This is a genomic window from Pseudomonas sp. MWU12-2029 (genome assembly GCF_023242425.1).
Taxonomy (GTDB): domain Bacteria; phylum Pseudomonadota; class Gammaproteobacteria; order Pseudomonadales; family Pseudomonadaceae; genus Aquipseudomonas; species Aquipseudomonas kribbensis.
The window spans coordinates 614,578-638,610 of the sequence record NZ_JALJDY010000002.1 but is presented as its reverse complement, the minus strand read 5'-3'; the positions used below and the strand labels follow the sequence as shown (position 1 = coordinate 638,610).

19 protein-coding genes are annotated in these 24,033 nt (G+C 62.3%); 14 read left to right on the top strand and 5 right to left on the bottom strand.

Going from position 1 to position 24,033, the window contains the following annotated elements; genetic code table 11:
• Positions 1–22 precede the first annotated feature (22 nt).
• The 14 genes from M5B44_RS07790 to M5B44_RS07725 all read left to right on the top strand — a co-directional run bounded on the left by M5B44_RS07790 (position 23) and on the right by M5B44_RS07725 (position 17,636).
• The gene (locus tag M5B44_RS07790) at positions 23–2,179 is read left to right on the top strand and encodes a type I secretion system permease/ATPase (RefSeq protein WP_114880934.1); all 2,157 of its coding nucleotides are present in this window, start codon (positions 23–25) and stop codon (positions 2,177–2,179) included.
• Positions 2,169–3,536, top strand: a complete 1,368-nt coding sequence (locus tag M5B44_RS07785; RefSeq protein ID WP_085712607.1) for an HlyD family type I secretion periplasmic adaptor subunit — start codon at positions 2,169–2,171, stop codon at positions 3,534–3,536. The genes M5B44_RS07790 and M5B44_RS07785 overlap by 11 nt, the downstream gene beginning before the upstream one ends.
• A gap of 287 nt (positions 3,537–3,823) precedes the next feature.
• Positions 3,824–4,720 carry a TauD/TfdA dioxygenase family protein gene (locus M5B44_RS07780; RefSeq protein WP_248738733.1) on the top strand — a complete coding sequence of 299 codons (897 nt, stop codon included), beginning with the start codon at positions 3,824–3,826 and terminating at the stop codon, positions 4,718–4,720.
• An 18-nt stretch (positions 4,721–4,738) separates the two neighbouring features.
• Positions 4,739–5,764, top strand: a complete 1,026-nt coding sequence (locus tag M5B44_RS07775) for an ABC transporter substrate-binding protein (protein ID WP_134825062.1) — start codon at positions 4,739–4,741, stop codon at positions 5,762–5,764.
• Positions 5,765–5,769: 5 nt separating this feature from the next.
• Complete coding sequence (locus tag M5B44_RS07770; RefSeq protein WP_248738732.1) at positions 5,770–6,630, top strand: ABC transporter ATP-binding protein; 861 nt, start codon at positions 5,770–5,772, stop codon at positions 6,628–6,630.
• 20 nt (positions 6,631–6,650) lie between these two features.
• The gene (locus M5B44_RS07765; RefSeq protein WP_248738731.1) at positions 6,651–7,517 is read left to right on the top strand and encodes an ABC transporter permease; all 867 of its coding nucleotides are present in this window, start codon (positions 6,651–6,653) and stop codon (positions 7,515–7,517) included.
• Between the two features lie 58 nt (positions 7,518–7,575).
• Entirely contained in the window at positions 7,576–8,493 is a 918-nt protein-coding gene (locus M5B44_RS07760) for a LysR family transcriptional regulator (protein WP_011331856.1), read from the top strand.
• Positions 8,494–8,595: 102 nt separating this feature from the next.
• Positions 8,596–10,131 (top strand): MFS transporter, encoded by a 1,536-nt coding sequence (locus tag M5B44_RS07755; protein WP_114880938.1) that lies wholly within the window; start codon positions 8,596–8,598, stop codon positions 10,129–10,131.
• Between the two features lie 19 nt (positions 10,132–10,150).
• The gene (locus M5B44_RS07750) at positions 10,151–11,221 is read left to right on the top strand and encodes an HlyD family secretion protein (protein ID WP_248738730.1); all 1,071 of its coding nucleotides are present in this window, start codon (positions 10,151–10,153) and stop codon (positions 11,219–11,221) included.
• Positions 11,218–12,669: an efflux transporter outer membrane subunit gene (locus tag M5B44_RS07745; RefSeq protein ID WP_248738729.1), complete on the top strand. Its 1,452-nt coding sequence runs from the start codon at positions 11,218–11,220 to the stop codon at positions 12,667–12,669. The genes M5B44_RS07750 and M5B44_RS07745 overlap by 4 nt, the downstream gene beginning before the upstream one ends.
• A 271-nt stretch (positions 12,670–12,940) precedes the next feature.
• Positions 12,941–13,720: an efflux RND transporter periplasmic adaptor subunit gene (locus M5B44_RS07740; protein WP_085712616.1), complete on the top strand. Its 780-nt coding sequence runs from the start codon at positions 12,941–12,943 to the stop codon at positions 13,718–13,720.
• Complete coding sequence (locus M5B44_RS07735) at positions 13,717–15,036, top strand: efflux RND transporter periplasmic adaptor subunit (RefSeq protein WP_248738728.1); 1,320 nt, start codon at positions 13,717–13,719, stop codon at positions 15,034–15,036. Before M5B44_RS07740 ends, M5B44_RS07735 begins: the two co-directional genes overlap by 4 nt.
• Entirely contained in the window at positions 15,037–17,133 is a 2,097-nt protein-coding gene (locus M5B44_RS07730) for an HlyD family efflux transporter periplasmic adaptor subunit (protein WP_248738727.1), read from the top strand.
• An 11-nt stretch (positions 17,134–17,144) separates the two neighbouring features.
• Positions 17,145–17,636: a GNAT family N-acetyltransferase gene (locus tag M5B44_RS07725; RefSeq protein ID WP_412546961.1), complete on the top strand. Its 492-nt coding sequence runs from the start codon at positions 17,145–17,147 to the stop codon at positions 17,634–17,636.
• A 1-nt stretch (position 17,637) separates the two neighbouring features.
• On the opposite strand, the gene M5B44_RS07720 is transcribed toward M5B44_RS07725, so the two are convergent.
• The 5 genes from M5B44_RS07720 to M5B44_RS07700 form a co-directional block, all read right to left on the bottom strand.
• Positions 17,638–19,824 carry a lipase family protein gene (locus M5B44_RS07720; protein WP_248738725.1) on the bottom strand — a complete coding sequence of 729 codons (2,187 nt, stop codon included), beginning with the start codon at positions 19,822–19,824 and terminating at the stop codon, positions 17,638–17,640.
• A gap of 12 nt (positions 19,825–19,836) precedes the next feature.
• Positions 19,837–20,610 (bottom strand): hypothetical protein, encoded by a 774-nt coding sequence (locus M5B44_RS07715; protein ID WP_248738724.1) that lies wholly within the window; start codon positions 20,608–20,610, stop codon positions 19,837–19,839.
• Entirely contained in the window at positions 20,607–21,455 is an 849-nt protein-coding gene (locus M5B44_RS07710; RefSeq protein WP_248738723.1) for a DUF4123 domain-containing protein, read from the bottom strand. Before M5B44_RS07710 ends, M5B44_RS07715 begins: the two co-directional genes overlap by 4 nt.
• Complete coding sequence (locus M5B44_RS07705; RefSeq protein ID WP_248738722.1) at positions 21,452–23,521, bottom strand: type VI secretion system tip protein VgrG; 2,070 nt, start codon at positions 23,519–23,521, stop codon at positions 21,452–21,454. The genes M5B44_RS07710 and M5B44_RS07705 overlap by 4 nt, the downstream gene beginning before the upstream one ends.
• A gap of 169 nt (positions 23,522–23,690) precedes the next feature.
• A complete protein-coding gene (locus M5B44_RS07700) occupies positions 23,691–24,002 on the bottom strand; it encodes a DUF6916 family protein (RefSeq protein ID WP_248738721.1) in 312 nt (103 codons plus the stop codon).
• Positions 24,003–24,033 lie beyond the last annotated feature (31 nt).

The window sequence follows — 24,033 nt, the reverse complement described above, 5'->3', positions numbered from 1 at the left end:
CAACTGTTAAAGAGTGTCGAGCGTGGAATCAGAAGTCAGTCGAGTTCATCTCAGTCATGATCCACGCGCGTTGCACGACGATCCGTTACTGGATGGTCTGCTCGCCCTTTGCATGCTGCACCAGAAACCCGCCAGCGCGGCGATGCTGACCACCGGTCTGCCGCTGCCCAAGCAACGCCTGAGCGTCGAACTGCTGCCCCGTGCAGCGGCACGCGCCGGGCTGCAGGGGCGGGTGCTGCAACGCAAGCTGGAAGAAATTCCGGCCATCGCCATGCCGGCGCTGTTGCTGCTCAAGGATGGCCGCAGTGCCGTCCTGCTTGGCTGGCAGGGAGAGAACGAAGCTCGGGTGCTGCTCAGCGAAAGCGATGGCGGCGAGTCTCTCGTCAACCGTGAGCTGCTGGCCGACGACTACCTCGGCAAAGTGTTCTTCGCCCAACCCCAGCACAAATTCGACGTCAACCACGGCACGCTGATCCCGCGTGCACGCTCGTGGTTCCGCGACACCCTCAAGCGCTCGCGCTGGCTGTATGCCGACGCCATCGCCGCCAGTTTCCTGATCAACATCATCGCCATGGCAGCCCCGCTGTTCGTGATGAACGTCTACGACCGCGTGGTGCCGAACCAGGCCGAAGCGACCCTGTGGGTGCTTGCGCTGGGCATCACCGGCGCCTACCTGTTCGACCTGATCCTCAAGAGCCTGCGCAGCCTGTGCCTGGATCTGGCCGGCAAGAAAACCGACCTGATCATCTCCGCCACGCTGTTCGAACGCATCGTCGGCATGGCCATGAAATACCGGCCGGCGCGGGTCGGCAGCTTTGCCCAGAACATCCATGAGTTCCAGAGCCTGCGCGACTTCCTCGCCTCGCTGACCCTGACCAGCCTGATCGACCTGCCGTTCACCATCCTGATCTTCATCGTCATCGCCATTCTTGGCGGGCATCTGGTGTGGATTCCGGTGCTGGCCTTCCCGATTGCGCTGCTGATCGGCTATGCGTTGCAGAAGCCGCTGGTGGCCACCATGGAGCGCACCATGGCGCTGGGTGCCGAGCGTCAGTCGAGCCTGATCGAAACCCTCGCCGGCCTCGACGCGGTGAAGGTCAACAACGCCGAAAGCGAACGCCAGTACCAGTGGGAGCAGACCATCGGCACCCTCAGCCGCCTCGAGCTGCGGGTGAAAATGCTTTCCGGTCTGGCGATGAACATCACCCTGCTGATCCAGCAACTGGCCGGGGTGATCATGATCGTTTTCGGCGTGTACCAGATCATCGCCGGCAACCTGAGCATGGGCGGCCTGATCGCCTGCTACATGCTCAGTGGCCGCGCACTGAGCCCGCTGGCGTCGCTGTCCGGTCTGCTGACTCGTTACCAGCAGGCGCGGGTGACCATGACTTCGGTCGACCAGATGATGGAGCTGCCGCAGGAGCGCAATTTCGAAGAGCGCCCGCTGAGCCGCAAGGTCCTGCAAGGTGCGATCGAATGCCGTCAGCTCAACTTCACCTACCCCGATCAACAGAACCCGGCGCTGAAAAACATCAACCTGGTGATCCGTCCCGGCGAGAAGATCGGCATCATCGGCCGCAGCGGCTCGGGCAAGAGTTCGCTGGCCAAGCTGCTGGTGGGCCTGTATCAGCCGGATGACGGCGCGTTGTTGGTCGATGGCGTCGACATCCGCCAGATCGACGTCAGCGAGCTGCGCTACAACATCGGCTACGTGCCGCAGGACATCCAGCTGCTGGCCGGCACCCTGCGTGACAACCTGATTTCCGGTGCCCGTTACGTCGAGGACGAGCTGGTGCTGCAAGCCGCCGAACTGGCCGGCGTGCATGAATTCGCCCGCCTGCATCCGCAGGGTTATGAACTGCAAGTCGGCGAGCGCGGGCAGAACCTGTCCGGCGGCCAGCGGCAGAACGTCGCCCTGGCCCGGGCGCTCCTGCTCAATCCGCCGATCCTGCTGCTCGACGAACCGACCAGCGCCATGGACAACACCGGCGAAGAACGCCTCAAGCAACGCCTCGCTGCAGTCGTTGAAAACAAGACCGTGGTGCTGGTGACGCACCGGGCATCACTGCTGTCGCTGGTGGATCGCCTGCTGGTGGTCGACCGTGGACAGATTCTCGCCGATGGCCCGAAAGCCGCCGTGATGGAAGCGTTGAAGAAGGGGCAGATCAGTGTTGCTTAAGTCGGGTTTCAAGGATTCGATCCGTCGCTACTTCAAAGGCTCTGCATCGCTGCAGGGCCAGCCGCTGCCGGAGGTCAACAAGGCCTTGATCGAGGACGCGCCGCGGGTGGTGCGGCTGACGATCTGGGCGATCATCGGTTTCTTCGTGTTCCTGATGCTGTGGGCCAACTTCGCCGTCATCGACGAAGTGACCAAGGGCGACGGCAAGGCGATTCCGTCGTCGAAGATTCAGAAAATCCAGAACCTCGAGGGCGGTATCGTCTCCGAGCTGTTCGTCAAGGAAGGCCAGATCGTCGAGGCCGGCGCACCGCTGGTTCGCCTGGACGACACGCGCTTCGCCTCCAACGTCGGCGAGACCGAAGCCGATCGACTGTCGATGCTGCTGCGGGTCGAGCGCCTGAGCGCCGAGGTCGATGACCGGCCGCTGAATTTCCCCGAGGACGTGCTCAAAGCCGTGCCGGGTCAGGCCAAGAGTGAAGAGTCGCTGTATGTCAGCCGTCGCCAGCAATTGCACGATGAGGTCGGCGGCTTGCAGGAACAGTTGATCCAGCGCCAGCAAGAGCTGCGCGAATTCACCTCGAAGCAGGCGCAGTACCGCCAGCAACTCGGCCTGCAACGCCAGGAAATCAACATGTCCGAGCCGCTGGTGGCCCAGGGCGCGGTATCGCCGGTGGAAGTGCTGCGACTCAAGCGTGCCGAAGTGGAAACCCGTGGCCAGCTCGACGCCACCACCCTGGCGATCCCGCGTGCCGAATCGGCGATCAAGGAAGTACAGCGCAAGATCGACGAGACTCGCGGCAAGTTCCGCAGCGACGCCCTGACCCAGCTCAACGAAGCCCGTACCGACCTGAACAAGGCCCAGGCCACCGGCAAGGCGCTGGAAGACCGGGTCAGCCGTACGCTCGTCACCTCGCCGGTACGGGGCATCGTCAACAAGATGCTGGTCAACACCATCGGCGGCGTGATCCAGCCGGGCAGCGACCTGCTGGAAATCGTGCCGCTGGACGACACCTTGCTGGTCGAAGCGAAGATCCGCCCGCAGGACATCGCGTTCCTGCATCCGGGGCAGGACGCGACGGTGAAATTTACCGCCTATGACTACACCATCTATGGCGGCCTGAAGGCGAAGCTCGAGCAGATCGGCGCCGACACCATCACCGATGAAGACAAGAAAACCACCTACTACATCATCAAGCTGCGCACCGAGCGCAGCCATCTCGGCACTGACGAGAAGCCGCTGCTGATCATCCCGGGGATGGTGGCGTCGGTGGACATCATCACCGGCAAGAAGACCGTGCTGAGCTACCTGCTCAAGCCGATCATCCGGGCGCGGGCCGAGGCGCTGCACGAGCGGTAAGTCTTCACGGACACCTTCGCGGGACTCGCGAAGGTGTCCGCCGCAACACCACGTCCCGTCAAGAAGTGACGCAAATGGTCACTCACCATCCAGTCCATTCCGAAGCAATCGCCATATCGTTATTCGCTAACGGTATTTAAATATCGCTTCTTATAGCTATAAAGTCAGCCTCCTGCGTACCTGCCGACCAATCGGCGCGCCGCACGACACGAACCCACACGCAATCCAGCGTGAGTTTCTGATCGACGTGCGCGCCATTGAGCGTGCCGTGCGTGGGAGATTGATTGATGTCCGCAGCTACTGCTACCCCAAGCGCCGCGACTGTCGCGCCGCAAACCTTCGAGATCCGCCCGTTCAGCGGTGCCGTCGGCGCCGAAATCATCGGCCTCGACCTGACCCGTCCGGTCAGCGATGAAGACTTCGCCCGCATCCACCGGGCGCACCTCGATCACCACGTCGTGGTATTCCGCGACCAGCGCATCACCCCGCAACAGCAGATCGATTTCAGCCGCCGCTTCGGCGTGTTGCAGATCCATGTGCTCAAGCAGTTCCTGCTGGCCGATCACCCGGAAATCCTCATCGTTTCCAATATCGTCGAGAACGGCCAGAACATCGGCCTCGGTGATGCCGGCAAGTTCTGGCACTCGGACCTTTCCTATAAAGAGCTGCCGAGCCTCGGCTCGATGCTGCACGCCCAGGAGCTGCCGTCCGAAGGCGGCGACACCCTGTTCGCCGACATGCACAAAGCCTGGGACAGCCTGCCCGACGCCCTGCGCAAAGCCGTCGAAGGCCGCTCGGCTGCGCATTCCTACACCGCGCGTTACAGCGAAACCAAATTCGAAGGCAACTGGCGCCCGACCCTGACCCCGGAGCAATTGGCACAGGTCGCCGAGGTCGTGCACCCGGTGGTTCGTACCCACCCGGAAAACGGCCGCAAGGCGTTGTTCGTCAGCGAAGGCTTCACCACCCGCATCGTCGGCCTGCCGGAAGACGAGAGCAAGCAACTGCTCGACGAGCTCTACACCCACAGCGTGTTGCCGCAGAACATCTATCGCCATCAATGGCAGCCCCACGACCTGGTGTTTTGGGACAACCGTTCGCTGATCCACCTTGCCGCCGGCTGCCCTGCGCACCTGCGCCGCAAGTTGTATCGCACCACCATCCAGGGCGACGCGCCTTTCTGATTTGCCGGAGATCCGATCATGTCCAAACGTCTTCCATTCGCACCGCTGGCGGCGGCGATCGGCCTCGGTTTCAGCCTGATCGCCGGCAGCCTGGTGGCGCCGACCGTGGCTCACGCCGAAGGTGAAATCCGCATCGCCGAACAGTTCGGCATTGTCTATTTATTGCTCAATGTGGTGCGCGATCAGGGACTGATCGAGAAGTACGGCAAGCAGGAGGGGCTCGACATCAAGGTCGACTGGACCCAGTTGTCCGGCGGCGCGGCGGTCAACGATGCGCTGCTTTCCGGTTCCATCGATATTGCCGGCGCCGGTGTCGGGCCGTTGCTGACCATCTGGGATCGCACTCACGGCAAACAGAACGTCAAGGCCGTGGCCTCGCTGGGCAACTTCCCTTACTACCTCGTCAGCAACAATCCCAAGGTCAAAACCATCGCCGATTTCACCGAGAAGGACCGCATCGCGGTGCCGGCGGTTGGCGTTTCCGTGCAGTCGCGTTTCCTGCAATACGCGGCCGCCAAGCAATGGGGCGACAAGGAATTCAATCGCCTCGACAAGTACACCATCGCGGTTCCGCACCCGGACGCCACGGCTGCACTGATTGCCGGCGGCACCGAGCTGACCGGGCATTTCTCCAATCCGCCGTTCCAGGATCAGGCGCTGCAGAACCCGAATGTGCACGTGGTGCTCAATTCCTATGACGTGCTCGGGCCGAACTCACCGACGGTGTTGTTCGCCACCGAAAAATTCCGCAACGAGAACCCCAAGACCTACAAGGCGTTCGTTGAAGCGCTGACCGAAGCCGCGCAGTTTGCGCAGAATGACAAAGGCGCAGCAGCGGACACCTATATCCGCGTGACCAAGGCCAAGATCGACCGCGCCGAGCTGCTGAAAATCATCGACAACCCGCAGTTCGAATTCAGCGTCACGCCGAAAAACACCTACCCGCTCGCCGAATTCCTCTACCGCGTCGGCGCGATCAAGAACAAACCTGAATCGTGGAAGGATTACTTCTTCCAGGACGCCAAACCGCTGCAAGGGAGCTGATCGAGATGAACGCCCCTTTGCAAGGCCACGCGGCCAGCAACCCGATCGCCACGGCGCAGGCGCTGCTGGCGGTCGATCAGGTCAGCCTCGAATACCGCACGCCGCAACGTGTCGTGCGCGCCACCCATCAGGTCAGTTTCGAAGTCGATCAACAGGATCGCTTCGTGCTGCTCGGCCCGTCCGGTTGCGGCAAGTCGACCTTGCTCAAAGCCGTCGCCGGGTTCATTGCGCCGTGCGAGGGCGAGATCCGTCTGCAGGGCCAGCGCGTCGACGCGCCGGGGCCGGACCGGATCGTGGTGTTTCAGGAGTTCGATCAACTGCCACCGTGGAAAACCGTCAAACAGAACGTGATGTTTCCGCTGCTGGCTTCGCGCACGCTGAAGAAAAAAGAAGCCGAAGAGCGTGCGCTGCACTATCTGGAAAAGGTCGGTCTGGCGGCATTCGCCGATGCTTATCCGCACACCTTGTCCGGCGGGATGAAGGCGCGGGTGGGGATTGCCCGGGCGCTGGCCATGCAGCCGAAAATCCTGTTGATGGACGAGCCGTTCGCCGCGCTGGACGCTCTGACCCGGCGCAAGATGCAGGAGGAATTGCTGCTGCTCTGGGAGGAGGTGCGTTTCACTCTGCTGTTCGTCACCCACTCGATTGAAGAAGCACTGGTGGTCGGCAATCGCATCCTGCTGCTGTCGCCGCATCCGGGGCGGGTGAGGGCGGAAGTGCACAGTCATCAATACGATCTGCAAAGCCTCGGTGGCGTGGCGTTTCAGGAATCGGCGCGGCGCATTCATCGGTTGTTGTTCGATGAAGGGCAGTCGCCGGAAACCGAGCGCGAGCACGATTTCAACGACATTCGCATCGCTTATTGAGCCACCCGGAGGATCGCCCGATGAGCCATTCATCATCCGTACGTCAAGAATTCGAAAACGATCTGCAACCGCTGACCAGCGTGCCGGTGGAGCGCGAACTGCCGCTGGGCCAGCGCCTGTGGCAACAGGGTTGGTTGCGCAAAAGCGTGATCCTGATTCTGCTCGCCGTGCTCTGGGAAGTGGTTGCCCGGGTGCAGAACAACGATCTGCTGCTGCCGAGCTTTTTGCAGACCAGTCATGCGCTGTACGACGGCCTGCTCAGCGGTGAACTGCTGGGCAAGGTGTGGATTTCGCTGGTGGTGCTGCTCAAGGGTTACCTGATCGGCATCGCCCTGGCGTTTGCCCTGACCACGCTGGCTGTCTCCACCCAGTTTGGCCGGGACCTGCTGAGTACGCTGACCTCAATGTTCAACCCGCTGCCGGCGATTGCGTTGTTGCCGCTGGCGTTGCTGTGGTTCGGCCTGGGTCAGAACAGCCTGATTTTCGTGCTGGTGCATTCGGTGCTGTGGGCGCTGGCGCTGAACACGTATGCCGGGTTTCTAGGCGTCTCGGAAACCCTGCGCATGGCCGGGCGCAACTACGGTCTGAAGGGCATGCGCTTCGTGCTGTTCATCCTGATTCCGGCTGCGCTGCCGTCGATCCTCGCCGGGCTGAAAATCGGCTGGGCCTTCGCCTGGCGAACCCTGATCGCCGCCGAGCTGGTATTCGGCGCCACCAGCGGCAAAGGTGGTTTGGGTTGGTACATCTTCCAGAACCGCAACGAGTTGTACACCGACAAGGTATTTGCCGGTCTGGCGGTGGTGATTCTCATCGGTCTGCTGGTGGAGAACCTGGTGTTCGATACGCTGGAGCGGGTGACGGTGAAGCGCTGGGGCATGCAGCGCTGATTTTTTGATCTGCTAGCATTGCGTGCGAATCAATCCTGATCAGTCACGAGTGCTTGGCATGCAACTTCCGGACATGAACCTGTTGGTCGCCCTCGACGCCTTGCTCGACGAGGGCAGCGTGGTCGGCGCCGCACGGCGGATGAACCTCAGCCCGGCGGCCATGAGCCGCACGCTGACACGGATCCGCGAAGCCATTGGCGATCCGATTCTGGTGCGTGCCGGCCGGGGTCTGGTGCCGACGCCCAAGGCGCTGGAACTGCGCGAGCAGGTGCGCGATGTGGTCGAGCAGGCGGCGTTGCTGTTTCGCTCGGCGGACGCCGTGGAGCTGGGCACGCTGCGCCGGCGTTTCAGCATTCGCGCCAACGACTTTTTCGTTGGCGTGTATGGCGGCAAGTTGTTCGACACCCTCGATCAACTGGCGCCGCACTGTGAGTTGCGCTTCGTCCCCGAGGGCGACGGCGACGATGAAGCCTTGCGCGAAGGGCGCATCGACCTGAGTGTCAGCAACACCCGTCCGGTGACCCCGGAAGTCAAAGTGCAGAACCTGTTTTCCACCCACTTCGTCGGTCTGGTACGTGAAGATCACCCGCTGCTGGATGGCGAAATTACCGCTGAACGTTACGCCGGGTTTTCCCATATCAGCATGTCCCGCCGGGGCATCGCCCGTGGGCCTATCGACACGGCGCTGAATGCGCTGGGTCTGGAGCGGCGGGTCGCGGTGATCGCACCGAGTTTCCACGCGGCGATGTTTGCCCTGCCGGACTCCGACCTGATCCTGCCGGTGCCCAAGGAAGCGCTGCTCAGCGTGCGACGGCTGGGCTTGAAACTGCGCTCGTTCGACCTGCCGATCCCGCTGCCGACGCTGATGCTGACCCAGGCCTGGCACCCGCGTTTCGACAAGGACCCGGCCCACCGCTGGTTGCGGGAAACCCTCAAGACTTGCTGCGATGAAACCTGGCTGGCGGCGCAGCCCTGACGATTGCGTCTGATGCACTTATAAACTGCCAAGAAGTCAATTTTCGTCAGCACTAAGCCCTACTACCATGCTCCGGTATTTTTCCCTCCGGAGTTTGCCTGCATGACATCCCTGACGGTCACGGCGCCGATGGCCGCTGCCGCTCCGATGGCCGCCGCGCCACCGGTGTTCGGGGCGCGGATCATCATCGGTCTGGTCGGCGTGCTGCTAGCGGTGCTGGTATCGGGCCTCAACGAGATGGTGACCAAGGTCGCCCTGGCCGACATTCGCGGCGCCCTGAGCATCGGTTACGACGAAGGCACCTGGCTGGTCGCGAGTTACACCGCGACCTCGGTGGCGGCCATGGCGTTTGCGCCGTGGTGCTCGGTGACGTTTTCCCTGCGCCGCTTCACCCTGTGTGCAATCGGTCTGTTCACCTTGCTCGGGGTGCTCTGCCCGTTCGCCCCGAACTACGAAAGCCTGCTGCTGATGCGCATCCTGCAAGGCCTGGCCGGCGGTGCGTTGCCACCGATGCTGATGACCGTTGCGCTGCGGTTTCTGCCGGCCAATTTCAAACTGTACGGCCTCGCCGGTTACGCCCTGACCGCCACGTTTGGCCCCGGTCTCGGTACGCCGCTGGCCGGGTTGTGGACCGAATACGTCGGCTGGCAATGGACGTTCTGGCAAATCATCGTGCCGTGCCTGATTGCCATGGCGATGGTGGCGTACGGCATCCCTCAGGATCCGCTGCGGCTGGAGCGTCTCAAGACCTTCAACTGGAAAGGCCTGCTGCTGGGCTTTCCGGCGATCTGCATGCTGGTGATCGGCCTGTTGCAGGGCAATCGTCTGGACTGGTTCGAATCAAATCTGATTTGCGCGTTGCTGGGGGCCGGTTCGCTGCTGCTGGTGGCGTTTCTGATCCATGAGTGGTCGCAGCCGATTCCGTTTTTCAAGTTGCAGATGCTCGGCATTCGTAACCTGTCGTTCGCCCTGATGACCCTGGCCGGGGTGCTGGTGGTGTTGCTGGCGGTGGTGCTGATTCCATCGAGTTATCTGGCTCAGGTGCAGGGTTACCGGCCGGTGCAGACCGCGCCGATCATGCTGCTGGCGGCGTTGCCGCAACTGATCGCGCTGCCGCTGGTGGCGGCGCTGTGCAACCTGCGCTGGGTCGATTGCCGCTGGGTGCTCGGGATCGGGCTGAGCATGCTGGTGCTGTCCTGCCTGGGCGGGTCGCAGCTGACCTCGGTGTGGATTCGCGACAATTTCTACGTTCTGCAATGGCTGCAGATTTTCGGCCAGCCGATGGCGGTGCTGCCGCTGCTGATGCTCTCCACCGGCAGCATCCAGCCCCAGGACGGCCCGTTCGCTTCTGCCTGGTTCAATACCGTGAAAGGCCTGGCGGCGGTGGTCGCCACCGGGGTCATTGAGGCGCTGACCACCGCGCGCCTGCATTTTCACTCGACGATGCTGGTCGATCGCCTCGGTAACTCGCCGCTGGCCGCAAGCAACGACCCCGGCCTCGCCCATCGCCTGCACGAGCAGGCGGTTGTGCTGACTTCTTCGGATCTTTATCTGTGCATGGCCGGCGTCGCGGTGGCGCTGATCCTGCTGATTTTCTGGCTGCCGACGCGGATCTATCCGCCACGCGCGCCGACCTGACTGAAACAGAAGGCTTTTTATGACGACTCAAGCAAAGCAAAAACTCGCGGTGGCCGTGGCCGCCGCGCTGGCGGTCGGTGTGCTGGTGTATCTGGCGATGCCCGGACTGTTCGGCAAACGTACTCAGCAGAACACCAATGACGCGTTTGTCTCCGCCGACTTCACCTTGGTAGTACCGCGTGTGGCAGGGTTCATCAAGGAAGTGCTGGTGGAAGACAACCAGCAGGTCAAGGCCGGGCAATTGCTGGCGCTGATCGATGATCGCGACCTGCGCGCCGCCGCCGAAGCCGCCGATGCGCACACCGTGGTCGCCCGCGCTCAATTGCAAAACGCCAAAGCCACCCTGGAGCGGCAGACATCAGTAATAGCTCAGGCGCAGGCGTCGGTGGTTTCGGCCAAGGCTGAAATGGCCTTCGCCCAGCAGGAATTGAACCGCTACAACCATCTGGCCGGCGTCGGTGCCGGTACCGTGCAGAACGCGCAACAGGCACGTACTCGCATTGATCAGGCGACTGCGCGGCTGGACACCGCCACGGCAAAACTGGCTGCGGAGCGCAAACAGGTCGAGATTCTGACGGCGCAGCGCGATGCCGCCGAAGGCAGCCTGAAACAGGCTCAGGCGGCACTGGAAATCGCCAGTTTCGAGCTGTCCTACACGCGCATCACCGCGCCCCAGGACGGCATGATCGGCGAGCGCGTCGTGCGGGTCGGCGCCTATGTGACGCCGGGCAGCAAACTGCTGGCGGTGGTGCCGCTGAAGCAGGCCTATGTGGTCGCCAACTTCCAGGAAACCCAGCTCACCGACGTGCAGCCGGGGCAGGACGTTGTCGTGCGGGTCGACAGTCTCGGCGGCGAAGCCCTCACCGGCCGCGTCGAGAGCATCGCTCCGGCTACCGGCGTGACCTTTGCGGCGGTCAAACCAGACAACGCCACCGGCAACTTCACCAAAGTCGTGCAGCGGATTCCGGTGAAGGTTTTGCTGGATCCGGGCCAGCCGCTGGCCGAACGCTTGCGGGTCGGGATGTCGGTGGAGGCGAGCATTGATACCAAAAGCTCGGCGACGTCGGTGCGTGAGGTGACGCAGCGATGAATCGCGTTCAGTCCATGACCATTGCTCTGAGTCTCTCGGCTTTGGCGGCTTGCACCGTCGGCCCGGATTTCCAGAAGCCCGAAGCCACGCAGATCGCCGACTGGGCCAAGCCCGCCAAATCCGCACCAAGCCAAGCCGTCAGCGAACCCCTGAACGAGCGCTGGTGGGAAGTCTTCCACGATGCGCAGCTCTCGGCCTTGACCCAGCGCGCCGTGAGCAGCAACCTCGACCTGAAACTGGCCAGCAGCCGCCTGCAACAGAGCCGCGCCGCCCGCCAGGTGATCACCGCCGACCGTTATCCAACGACCGCCGCCACCGGTAGCTACGCCCGCAAACGCAACAGCGGCGAAGGCTTGAGCGACCCGTCCGGGCACAACGGCGATTCCGCCTTCAACCTGTGGGACGCCGGTTTCTCCGCCTCTTGGGAACTGGACTTCTGGGGCCGTGTGCGCCGGGAAACCGAAGCGGCCGATGCCAATCTCGAAGTGGCGGAAAACGACCGTCGCGGCGTGTTGCTGGCGGTGCTCGCGGACACCGCGCAGAACTACATCCAGCTGCGCGGCGTGCAAAACACCCGCGCGGTCACCGAGCAGAACCTCGAAGTCGCGCGGCACAGCCTGAAACTCTCGCAACTGCGCCTCAACGACGGTGTGGCCACCGATCTCGACGTCGCCGAAGCCGCCGCGCAAGTGGCGGCCATCGAATCTCGGCTGCCGGCGCTGGAGCAACGTCAGGCGCAATTGATCAACGCCATCAGCCTGTTGATGGGCGAGCCGCCTCAGGCGTTGGCCAAAGCGTTATCCACAGACGCGCCAGTGCCACAATCGCCACCGCAGGTCGCCATCGGCCTGCCGTCGCAACTGGCCGAGCGCCGCCCGGACATTCGCCAGGCCGAAGCCCGGCTGCATGCCGCCACCGCCAACATCGGTGTGGCCAAGGGCGATTTCTATCCGCGCATTACCCTGTCCGGCAACCTCGGTTCGCAAGCCATGCAGCTCAGTGATTTCGGCTCCTGGGGTTCGCGGGCCTTCGGCATCGGCCCGCAATTCAGCCTGCCACTGTTCGACGGCGGCCGCCTGCGCGGCGTGCTGCAACTGCGCGAAGCCCAGCAACAGGAAGCGGCCATCGGTTATCAACAGACCGTCCTGCGCGCCTGGCACGAGATCGACGACCAGTTGACCGCCTACAACGCCAGCCAGCGCCGCCGCGACAGCCTCGCCGAAGCCGTGCGCCAGAACCAGATCGCCCTGCGCACCGCGCAACAGCAATACGTCGAAGGCGTGGCCGACTTCGTCAACGTCCTGACCGTGCAAAGCGCACTGCTCGCCACCCAGGAACAATGGGTGGAAAGCTCCACCGGCGTTTCGCTGGCGATGGTCGGGTTGTACCGGGCGTTGGGCGGGGGATGGGAGTCGGTGTATCCGGTGGGGGAGATGGCGCAGCGTTGAGTGGATGAGCGCAAAAAATAAAAAAACCGGCCGAGGCCGGTTTCTTTACCCCAACTGCCAGCGAACTGAATCGCTACGTACGGGGTTGAGTGCGGTGAGAGTAAGCAACGAACGATAAATCGGCAATAACGGCCCTTTGGAAAGATGCGTAGGAAACTTCCCTAAAATTTGTAAGTGACGAAAGCGCCCGCCTCGAGACGAATGATGGCCTTTCGCTTGACGCTAAACCCCGCTGTCGTAGACTCCGCTCATCCGTCAGGGAGTAACGGTTATGCGGCGTTTTCGTGGTTGGGTTGTCGGATTGACCTTTGTAACGTGTGCAGTTCAGGCGCAAACGCCTGTGCCAGACGATCCGCTGCAGGATAACGCTGGGGCCGCCAATGCCTCGGCCAGCAGCGAAGCACGGGGTGTGTTGCGGGCGCGGGATCAGGCGACACTGGCCAGCGAGTTGTCCGGGCGGATTGTCGAGCTGCCGTTCAGCGAGGGCGAGTCGTTCAAGAAGGGCGATACCCTGGCGAAGTTCGACTGTTCGGCCTATCAGGCCCAGTTGAATGCCGCGCAGGCTGCCAGCCGTGGCGCCGGCGAAGAGTTGGCGCACAACCGGCAACTGGCGGCGCTCAATTCCGTCGGGCGTTTCGAAGTGGCCCGGGCCGAGGCCAAGGTCAGCGAAACCCAGGCGCAATCCCAGGTTTATCAAGTCCAGGTCAAACGCTGCAGCGTGGTCGCGCCGTTCGACGGGCAAGTGGTCGAGCGCAAGGTGCAACGCTACGAAAGCGTGTCGGCCGGAGCGCCGCTGCTCGATGTGGTCGACAACCGCACCCTGGAAATCCATCTGCTGGTGCCGTCGCGCTGGATGGCCAAGCTCAAGCCCGGCCAGACCTTCAGCTTCGTTCCCGATGAAACCGGCCAGCCTATCGACGCCACGGTCAAACGCCTTGGCGCGCGGATCGATGAGGGCAGTCAAACCCTGTTGCTGGTCGCCACACTCCCTGAAGCCAAAGGCCTGCTCGCCGGCATGAGCGGCACTGCGCGTTTTCCGGAGCTCAAGTGAACGCCCCGGTGAGCGGCGGCGCCGAGCAGGTGTTCGCGCGGTTTCTCGATCTCGAACGGCAGACCCGCGCCGCCCGCGATGCGTCGCAACTGGCCTACAGCCTGGTCAATGACGGGCAGCCGCTGTTCGGCTATCGCCATGCGGCGCTACTGATCGCCGGCAAGGTGCAGGCCGTGACCGGTGTCAGCGCGGTGGAGCCGAATGCGCCGTTCGTGGCGTTCGTCGAGCAGGCGGTGGCGCAGCTGTTCAAGCAGGATGTGCTGAAGGTGGCGCGGGTGATCTCGCCGGAGATGGTCAGTGAATCGATCCAGAGCGACTGGCGCAGCCTGTCGGCGCTGCAGGTGTTCTGGCTGCCGCTGATCGACCGTGAGGGCCAGGTGTTCGGCGGATTGTGGCTGGCCCGCGACGTACCGTGGAACCCTTCCGAACAAGTGCTGTTGTCGCAATTGGGCGACACCTACAGCCACGCCTGGCTGGCCCTGCAACCGCGCAAGCCGTGGCGGCTGCGCTGGACCCGCAAACGCCAGGTGGCGCTGGTCGCTATGCTGCTGCTCGGTTTGTTGATTCCGGTGCGCCAGTCGGTGCTGGCCCCGGCGGAAGTGGTGCCCTTGGGTGGTCGTGTGGTGGCGGCGCCGCTGGACGGGGTGATTGCCGAATTTCTGGTCAAACCCAATCAGAATGTGAAGACCGGCGATCTGCTGCTGCGCTTCGAAAGCACCACCCTCAAGGCCCAGGCCGATGTCGCCGAGCGTGCGCTCGGTGTGGCCGAAGCCGAACTCAAAGCCAACTCCCAACGTGCATTCGCCGACGCCGAATCCAGTTCAAGGGTGGATCTGCTGGCCGCCCGCGTCGAGCAGAAACGCGCCGAACGGGATTACGCCCGGGAACTGCTCAACCGCAGCGAAGTGCGCGCCGAGCGCGACGGCATTGCGGTGTTCGCCGACGCCGAGCGCTGGACCGGCAAACCGGTGCAGACCGGCGAACGGCTGATGGAAATCGCCGACCCGAACCAGGCCGAATTGCGCATCGAGCTGGCGGTGGGCGACGCGATTTCGCTGGAGCCGGGCGCCGACATTGCATTGTTCCTCGACAGCGATCCCTTGCAACGCCATGTCGCTCGACTCGAGCGTTCGGCCTACGAAGCGCAGCCCACCGCCGGCGGCCAACTGGCCTATCGGTTGGATGCGAATTTTACCGACGCACCGCCACGTATCGGCCTGCGCGGCACGGCGAAGATCTTCGGCGACCGCGCGCCGCTGGCGCTGTATCTGCTGCGCCGCCCATTGGCCGGTTTGCGTCAGAGCGTGGGCCTGTAAATGAACCTGCCGAGCCTGCGTGCCGACCTGCAATTGTCACCGGCGGCGCCGGCGCTGGACGGCTCGCCACGCTGGACCCTGGCCGACCCGGTGCGCGGGCGTTATTTCAAACTCGGCACGGCGGCGATGCGCCTGCTGCGCCACTGGTCGCTGGGCGATCCCGAGCAAGTGCTGCGCGCCGCCAACCGCGAACCGGGCTTGCCGCTCGATGGTGTGGAGCTGGAGCAACTGCTGACGTTCCTGCGCGGACATGACTTGATCAGCGCCCTCGACGATCAGCAACGCGCCAGCTATCAGCTCAAGGCCCTCGCGCAACGCCAGAGCTTGTGGAAAATCCTGCTGCATCAATATCTGTTCTTTCGTATTCCATTGTGGCGCCCGGACGCTTTTCTCAATCGAGCGTGGCCGTGGTTGCGGCGCTTCGGGCCGAAAATCCTGCGCTACGGTTTTCCGGCGACCCTGGGGCTCGGGGTGTTTCTGGTGTCGCGGGACTGGCAGCGCTTCGTTGGCACCTTCCCGCACCTGTTCAGCCTCGGCGGGGCGATTTCGTTCGGTGTGGCGCTGTTCTTCGCCAAGCTCTGCCACGAGTTCGGCCACGCGTTCATGGCCAAGCGCGCCGGGTGTCGGGTGCAGAGCATGGGCGTGGCGTTCATGGTCTTGCTGCCGATGTTTTACACCGACGTCAGCGATGCCTGGCGGGTCAATGACCGGCGTGCGCGGCTGCTGATCGGTGCCGGCGGGGTGCTGGCGGAATTGCTGCTGGCCTGCATCGCGTTGCTGGTCTGGTCACTGCTGCCTGACGGTCCGGCGCGCACGGCGGCGTTCATGCTCGCCAGTGCGACCTGGATCACCACGCTGGTGGTCAATCTCAACCCGTTCATGCGTTTTGATGGCTACTTTCTGCTCAGTGATTTGTGGGAAGTCGACAACCTTCAGGGCCGGGCCTTTGCCTTTTGCCGCTGGCGCCTGCGTGAATTCTTGTTCGGCTATGGCGCACCGGCGCCGGAGCCTTGGTCGCCGGCGATGCAGCGGCGTTTGCTTATCTGGGGGTATGGCTCGTGGTTATGGCGTGCGGCGTTGTTTTTCGGGATCGCGCTGGCGGTCTATCACCTGTTCTTCAAGGTGTTGGGGATTTTCCTGATGCTGGTGGAACTGGTGTGGTTCATCTTTCTGCCGATCATGAGTGAGTGGCGCCAGTGGTGGAGTCGCCGCGAACAGGCTCACGGCCCGCGCGTGCTGCTCAGCAGCCTGGCGGTGCTCGGCCTGTTGTTGGTGCTGGTCGTGCCGTGGCGCAGCGCGGTGGAACTGCCAACGATGCTTGAGGGCGGTCGGGCCAGCGCGCTGCATGCGCCGGTGGCGGCGCGGGTCAAAACGGTGAAGGTTGCGGACGGCCAGAAGGTTGCGCAGGGCGAAGTGTTGATCGAGCTGGAATCGCCGGACCTCGATTCGCGGCAGGCCATCGTCCGCCGGGAAATCCAGATTCAACAATTGCTGATGCGCCGTCAGGCCGGTCGCAGCGAAACCGCCGCCGACGCCGGCATTGTCGAACAACGCCTCGCCGAAGCCGTGGCGGAGTACCGAGGCCTGAGCGCCCGACGCGAACGCTTGCTGCTGCGGGCACCCCACGCCGGCACGGTGCGCGACCTGTTGCCGAACCTGACGCCGGGCCGCTGGCTGTCGAGCAAGGATGCGCTGGCGCGTGTGGTCGAGGACGGCTCGCGACTGCGTGGTTATGTGGCCGAAGCCGAACTGTGGCGGGTCAAACCGGGCGCCACCGGGCGGTTTATCGCCGACGATCCGATGCACCCGGCGATCACAGTGAAGCTTGATGAAATCGATACCAACGGCGTGGCCTATGTCGATCAGGAAGCCCTGACGTCCGACCATCACGGGCCGATTGCCGTGCGCCGCGATCAACAGCAACGGGCGGAACCGGTGCAGGCGCAATACGGCGCGCGATTGACTACGCTGGATCAGCCACCGACGCCGGTACAGCCGTTACGCGGCGTGGTGGTGTTGCAGGGCAGCGGCGAATCGGTGCTCGGCGTAGCCTGGCGTCGGCTGGCGGCGCTGGGGGTCAGGGAAAGCGGTTTCTAGGGAGTATGAAGATGACGGAAAACCTGGCAGCGGACGGATTGGTGGTGCGGCCTTCGCGGGCGACTGACGGCCCTTTTCTGCAAAGCCTGTATCAATCGGCGCGGCTGGATCTGCAATGGATCGACGGCGAGCAGGAACAGGTGCAGCAAATCGTTGCCCAGCAGTTTCAGGTGCAGGAGCAGGGCATGGGTGAAAACCATCCCAATGCCATGCACTACGTCGTGGAAAAACTCGGCACGGCCATTGGCGCGCTGAGCACTGACTTTGGTCCTAATGAAATCCGCGTGCTGTACATCGCCTTCATCCCTCAGGCCCGGGGCAAGGGCTATGGACGAACCGTGCTGCAAGGCGTACAAAAAGCCGCGCAGCAAGTGCGCTGCCCGGTGGCGACGGTGGTCTGGGCCAACAACCCCCATGCGCGCCAGCATTACCTGGCGCTGGGATTCACGGTGGAAGAGCGCAATCCGGCGGCGGAGCGTCTGGTGTGGTATCCACAGGGTTGAGTCAGATGATCGAGTTGATATCGAAGGTGTGCGGCGCGCCGATCTTGTGGCCGTAGAGCGTCGCCAGCAGCGGGTCGTCTTCGGCAGCGTCCGGCGCCATGGCGAGCTGTTCGGCTGCAGCGTTTTCCGGGTGCAGCTGCCAGCGCGGCAGGCTTTCGGCCAGTCGTTCCGGTTGTTCTGCCAGTTGCCCGTAAACGTCCTGAGTCGTGATGCGCCGATGGCGAAGGATTGCCAGGCGCTCACGTGTCACGCGAATTCTTTCGACCTCACGATTAAGCGCATCAAGGGTGCGGGACTGAGTGCGCACGTAACTGTCCGGGCGTCCCGGCAGATTGTTGCGCCGGGTGCGCAATTGGTGGGTGATGCGCTCCAGGGCCGACTCCACCACTGCAAACTCCCGTTCGGTGACCAGCGAACGGCTTGATTCCTGGGCCTCCTGCCAACGCCGCAACACCGTCCAGCACGCCGGAATGTACGCCCCGGTCATTGAGTGATGCCCGGCGTCGAAAATCTGTTTGAGCAACGTCGGCCGATCCGGCAAACCGTGCCGCTGCCGGATCGCTACATCGCATGCGGCGTGCTGGGTAATGGTGTCGCAACCCGGCTCCCACAGGATCGAAGACACCTGCTGACGCCCGAACTCCACCGGCATGGCGTGTCGCAGGCTGCCATGGTGGTCGTAGGCCTCTCCGGTCCAGTTGGTGATGCCGGCGACGAACACCGACAGCCCCACCGGCACATTGACGAACGTCAGCGCCGCCCCGGTGCCGTAGATATCGGCCTTGGTGTTCATCCAGCTGCCGGGCACGCTGGGCACCGGATCGTTGTGGTTGACCATGCGGTGATGCACGAGATCGGCTGCGCCCCTGACGAAATCCGCGTCGCCGGCGCGGGGGGCGCCGTAGGTGTAGAGCTGGATGTTGTAGTTGAACCCGGCTCTTCGGCGCAGCATTTCCGCGAGCAATAATGTGATCGCACCTCCGAGGCTGTGGCCGCAGATCAGGAGGTTTTGGCCGGTGTAAAAGCGATCAAGATAGCTGACCACAAAGGCTGCGGCCTTTTTAGCTGCTTCATAAAATCCACGATGGACTTGGCCATCACCTTCGGTGAATGGCACTTGTAGGGCATCGGCATCGCGCAATCCGTCGGCGACTATCTCGGCAGTGCCCCGTACAGCTATCAGAATGAGTTCGTCATTGTGGGTAATAAAGGCTTGGGTGTCGGTGCTGTCTTTATTACCGATGTCGTCCAGGAAGTGGACACTGGCCGGGTGTTCCAGATCTCCTTCAGGCGTCGGTCTGTTCATGGGATAGAGGTTTGGATCGAACGGTATGATTTCGAGCCGTCTCGAGTAGGGTACGTCCTCATAGAGCGGGTAGTAAGCTTGGGTTTGAGCGCTGTCGACTTTCCACAGTTCTTCGCATTTGGCCAGGGAATCACCAAACCAATTGCCTATGCTTGGTTGCAGAGGAAACCCTACTGTTTTTGTTTCTGCGGAGGGAATTTTGGGTTTCTGGCCGAAAGGGCTATAACTCAAGGTCGCCATCAGTGCGAGCTGGTAAAGATTGAGTGCGCAGAACTCCGGAGCTGTGGACAACATTGGACGCAATGATCGGAGCGGGCGCACTTCCAGAACTGTGTGACGTTGCGGCATCAGGGCGGCGCCGAATTTGCCGTGTTCACGCATGATGGCTGCGCACCCGGAATCTAGGGGGTAATCGCGAAATACCTCCGGTGGCAGGTGTGAAACGTGTCTGACCAGATGACGGACCTCAACTTGAAAGTAATCCCCTCCGTTTGCAACCTCGGGTCGTTCACGCGTGCGAGTGGCATTCGGGTTCAGGTAGCGGGTTTTCTCGGCTCGTACCTGGAGTTCGGTGATTTTGAGCGGGTAGTGAGGTCTTTCCATCATGCGCAGATAAACCTTTTCTTTCCCTTCATAAGCTTGATCGAAGAGTAGAGAAACTGGTCCGGCGAAATGGTTATCTACTTTTCCAATTCCTTTGGCATCAAGACACCCGGTGTATTTGTTTCCTTCTGAGTCAGTCGCGACATAGGCTAAACCAGCATAGGGCTCGCCTGAGCAGTACTCGTCGATCAACTGAAAACTTGTCCACTTTCCGCCTGCGGGGCAAGTCAACATGCGACTGCTCAAGGGTGAATCCAATTCCGTTTCCAATGACTTCATGATGAGCGCTCCTTACTCTGTACATCCGGGATAAATGGTGCAGATACGGCCATCCGGCATGGTGAACCCACTGAAGTCGGTGTAATTGCCGCGGCAGTAGGCATCTTGATCTTCGAGGCTTTCGCCCATGCAGCGCTTCCAACCATTCGGCACCTTCACCCATGTATCTCCCCATCCAGGCTTTTCCTTTTCTGCTAGCCCGACTTTTAGCCGCAAGGTTTTGCCTGGTAGTTGTTCAAGAGTGAAGGCAGAAAATGTCTTGCCCTGCTCTCGGGTTCCTTGGGCATTGGATGAGGAGCAATCAAGAATCTTGACGATACGGCGGTTGGTCCCCACTGTGCGGAACCACCATTCGCACTGGCTGTAAATGAAGCTTTCCCCAGCATCGTTGAAGGTGTTTTTGTACTGTTCTTCCAGCACATCACGAATGATCACCATGCCTTGATCACCGCTGATGTCTCCCCAGTCCTTGCCATACGCTGAGTTGATTTCCAGGGAGATTTTTCTGACCACTAACGGACACCCCTTAACAATCTTGCGAATCGTGATCTCGGCATCCGGTTTGTAGTCCGTGCGCCACTTGCTGTTGAACACCGGGGCAAGGTTGTCGCGTCTGTCGAGGGTGCAGGTCTGGCCTTTTTCGGGTACGTAATAAACCGCCGCGACGTAGGCAAACCCCGGTGGAAGATCGGCTGTGAATTTGAAGGTGTTGGGCAGTTCGGTCCTGCAGCCTCCCAGTGCCGCGAAACAGCCGATCAGACCGAGGCTTTTGAGCGGAATTTTCATGAGGGCGTCTCCCCGTTCCAGTGCTTCGATAGCTGGTAAACCCGATCAAAGTGTTCATCCGGTGTTTCGTCCGGTCGGGCTTGCCAATGGGGCGCGGGATTCGGCGTTTGCAGGCTGTGGATCAGCAGAAACTCCAGCCGCTCCGGTGCCAGCCAGCCCCAGGCTTGGGCCTGGGTCAGTCGTTCACGGAGCCAGATTTGCGGATCCTGTACGCCCGCCAGCGCGGAGTAAGCCTGCACATGCCCGGCCAGCAGAAATCGGTGGGCATTGGCCAGGCGAATCTCCATGGCTTGTTCGTCAGGCATCGGCAGTTGCAGCCACGGCGGCGTGTCCGGCACGGGGTAGCTGCCCGGCGCGGGGTTGTCGGTCATCTGCCAGTGCGAGCCCTGCCAATGGCAAACGCTGATCGCCGGTCCGAGATACGCCGGCAAAGCCTCGACCGGCAGATGCTCCAGCGCCCGGGTCAGCACCCGGTTATCGTGAAAGCGGTACAGCGCCTGATGCGGACGGACGCCGACGATCAGCCGCTCCTGCCAGTGCCGGACCCAGCTCTTCAGCTCGCCTTTGCCCAGGCTGGCCAACCATCCCCAATGGCTATCCGGTCTGTCGAGCAGGGCATCGAGACGGCGGTCGTCGGGCTGGTCGAAGGTGAAGAGGAACGGGCCGGTGTCGGCCAGTTCGGCGACTGCGGTTTCGCTGTAGAGGCTGGCGTATTGCTCGTAACGGCTGCTCTTCAGCCAGCGCTGGCGCATGTCGCGTTCGTTCTGCGAGTCGAGGACCAGGCACAGGAGGCAACCGGCGCGGTGTTGTTCGATCAGCCAGCGTCGTACAAGGGCGTCGGTCATGCGGCAGCCTCCGGGATCGGGCACGCACCTGTGCGGCAGGCTTCGCAGATCGGGCAGAAATCCGCGCCCAGGGTTTTGCTGGCGGCCATCAATGCCTGTTGTGAGGGCGCCACCAATGGCGGCAAAGGCGCGGGCGCCGACAGGTCTTCAATACCGTCGGGCTGCAACAGCGGGGCGCGCAGGAAGGTCGCGGGCACGCCGCCGATCAGCAAGTCGCTGCTGCCGAAAAGGCCGCTGTGATCGAGGACAAAATGCTCGCCACCGACTTTCAGACTGATGCTTTTTCCCGCCTCCAGCACCAGATGTTCGCCCGCGCTGAGGCACAGCTGTCCGGCGGCTTCGGTCGTCAGTGATTGACCGACCCGGGTGTGGCTGCTTTCGCCGACGTGCAGGTAGTCGCTGGCCTTGAGATGGGTCTTGCGATGACCGGTGACGAGGCGGTGTTCTTCCGCGTGCAGCGCGCTGAAACTGTTGCCCCTGATGGATTCCCGGCGTTGGTTGCCGATGTCCAGATGACTGTCGTGCTCGACCTTCTGTAGCAGGTCGCGCTGGGCGCGCAGGTAAATCTGCTCCTGGCCTGCGCGGTCTTCGATCATCAGCTCGTTGAAGCCCGTGCTGCCCGGCGAACTGCGGGAGCGAAACACACTGCGGGTCTTGTGCGCCGGCAACTCGTAGGGCACCGGGTTGGCGCTGTTGTTCAGGCAACCGCTGATTACCGGACGGTCGGGGTCGCCGTGGAGAAAGGTCACCAGTACTTCCATGCCCACGCGCGGGATGATCACGCTGCCATGGGCATTGCCGGCCCAGCCCGAGGCCACCCGCAGCCAGCAACTGCTCTTGTCGATGTGGCGGCCTTCGCGATCCCAGAAGAACTGCACCTTGACCCGGCCGTACGGGTCGCAATGGATGTCTTCGCCTTCCGGGCCGGTGACCACGGCGGTCTGGGTCGAGCCGATGCGGGGTTTGCGGTAGCGCAACGGCGGTCGATGGATCGCCTCCCAGGGCGTTGCCTTGAAGTGGTTGCGGTAGCCCTGGATGAAGTCCTTTTCGGGATCGGTTGACGCATGGTCAGCGGTTTCCTCCAGCACTTGCGGTTGTTTGCCTTCATGGCGGATTTCGGTCAGCAGCCACAGGTCGTTCAATGCCGGATCGGGATGTTCGGTCAGTGACAGAAAATGCCCCGACACCAGCGCCGGTTCATTGCTGTCGCCTTCGCCCAGGCAGTCATCGGCACGGTGACGTTCCAGCGCTCGCCGGGCCAGTTGCTTGCCGTGCTCGCGATCGAGGTAGCGTCCCGGATATTCGTAAACCCCGGGATCGGGCTGGAGGTGCCGATCGGGATTGCGGGCATCCGCTTCCAGCAACATTCGCGCCTTTTTGAAGTCGTAGGCGCGGCTGGAGGCGTGGTTGGGCCGGGTTTCGAGCCGATAGTCGAATCGCTGAATCACCGGCCTGTCGGCGACCATGGCGTTGTGCGGTTTAAAGCGTGTTGGCCGAGCGAGGCGGGGGAACACGGTCTGGTCGTCGCCAAAGACCAGCAGGTGTCGGTCGCGGCTGTGCCGGAAGTGGTAATGCAAGCCGTCTTCCTGGCACAGGCGCTGGATGAAGTGCAGGTCGGACTCGTTGTACTGCACGCAATATTCGCGATCCGGCAACGGGTGGCCGAGCTGGAACCGGTAGCGATCGGCGTGGATGCCATGCTCTTCGAGAATCTGCGCGATGATTCGCGCAACGCTCAGGTTCTGGAAAATCCGCTGATTGACGCGATGGCGAAGATTGGCCAGGCAAGGGGCGAGGGTCAGGCTGTATCGCGTCAACCGTTCGCCGATATTGCCGCGGCCGATGTGCTGGATCTGTCCGTGTATGCCGTGGCCGTGGTCATCGAAGGCAAGAAAGGCCTGTTGATGCATCAGGCCTGGAAGATCGGCATCCGGTCTGGTGCCGACCAGCTCGACCTTGAAGGCAAACGGCTCGCTGATGGCTTCGCTGCCGCTGAAGGACAGCACTTGAAAATCGTGTTTAAAGTCGTCGGTCGTAAGGCGAAAGCGTGCGTTGGCATTGAACATCCGTTGTTCCTCGTCCTGTGACGGATTCGGAACAACGCTAACAAGGTGAGCCGGGAAATGATGTCGGACGTTTCCCAATAAAATCGGTTGAAGAGTCCGGCCTACAAGGCCTTGGCTTTAGTCCTACATCTTTTGCCTACAAGGTTTCGCGAAGATTCCGCAGTGGGTATCAGTTGAAGGAAATACAGAAGTAGCCCAACTGCGGATCCCGCCCCATCGCCGGCACTCGTGACACGAAAATGTCCTCCACCCGGCCGAACTCCGGCAACTCCAGTGCGCACAGGCCGTCGACAAACTCGGTCGGCTCCAGGCTGTTGAATTCGAGGCAGAAGGGCATGCGTTCGCTGTAGCGCATTTTCGCCGACGGGACTTCTTCAAGGTGAGCGAGTTGAATCGGCAGCGCCGTGCCATCCGGCAGGTGCAGCGTGCGTTGTTGCCCCAGCAATGGCTGGAGGTGTTCGATCTGAACCGATTGCAGCATGGTCTGACTCCAGAGAAAAAACCAAACGTCC

Bases quoted from the DNA above. Each gene is read 5' to 3' on its own strand.
- M5B44_RS07780 (WP_248738733.1), top strand. From the start codon at position 3,824: ATGTCCGCAGCTACTGCTACCCCAAGCGCCGCGACTGTCGCGCCGCAA.
- M5B44_RS07775 (WP_134825062.1), top strand. From the start codon at position 4,739: ATGTCCAAACGTCTTCCATTCGCACCGCTGGCGGCGGCGATCGGCCTC.
- M5B44_RS07770 (WP_248738732.1), top strand. From the start codon at position 5,770: ATGAACGCCCCTTTGCAAGGCCACGCGGCCAGCAACCCGATCGCCACG.
- M5B44_RS07765 (WP_248738731.1), top strand. From the start codon at position 6,651: ATGAGCCATTCATCATCCGTACGTCAAGAATTCGAAAACGATCTGCAA.
- M5B44_RS07760 (WP_011331856.1), top strand. From the start codon at position 7,576: ATGCAACTTCCGGACATGAACCTGTTGGTCGCCCTCGACGCCTTGCTC.
- M5B44_RS07755 (WP_114880938.1), top strand. From the start codon at position 8,596: ATGACATCCCTGACGGTCACGGCGCCGATGGCCGCTGCCGCTCCGATG.
- M5B44_RS07750 (WP_248738730.1), top strand. From the start codon at position 10,151: ATGACGACTCAAGCAAAGCAAAAACTCGCGGTGGCCGTGGCCGCCGCG.
- M5B44_RS07745 (WP_248738729.1), top strand. From the start codon at position 11,218: ATGAATCGCGTTCAGTCCATGACCATTGCTCTGAGTCTCTCGGCTTTG.
- M5B44_RS07740 (WP_085712616.1), top strand. From the start codon at position 12,941: ATGCGGCGTTTTCGTGGTTGGGTTGTCGGATTGACCTTTGTAACGTGT.
- M5B44_RS07730 (WP_248738727.1), top strand. From the start codon at position 15,037: ATGAACCTGCCGAGCCTGCGTGCCGACCTGCAATTGTCACCGGCGGCG.
- M5B44_RS07725 (WP_412546961.1), top strand. From the start codon at position 17,145: ATGACGGAAAACCTGGCAGCGGACGGATTGGTGGTGCGGCCTTCGCGG.
- M5B44_RS07720 (WP_248738725.1), bottom strand. From the start codon at position 19,824: ATGAAGTCATTGGAAACGGAATTGGATTCACCCTTGAGCAGTCGCATG.
- M5B44_RS07715 (WP_248738724.1), bottom strand. From the start codon at position 20,610: ATGAAAATTCCGCTCAAAAGCCTCGGTCTGATCGGCTGTTTCGCGGCA.
- M5B44_RS07710 (WP_248738723.1), bottom strand. From the start codon at position 21,455: ATGACCGACGCCCTTGTACGACGCTGGCTGATCGAACAACACCGCGCC.
- M5B44_RS07705 (WP_248738722.1), bottom strand. From the start codon at position 23,521: ATGTTCAATGCCAACGCACGCTTTCGCCTTACGACCGACGACTTTAAA.
- M5B44_RS07700 (WP_248738721.1), bottom strand. From the start codon at position 24,002: ATGCTGCAATCGGTTCAGATCGAACACCTCCAGCCATTGCTGGGGCAA.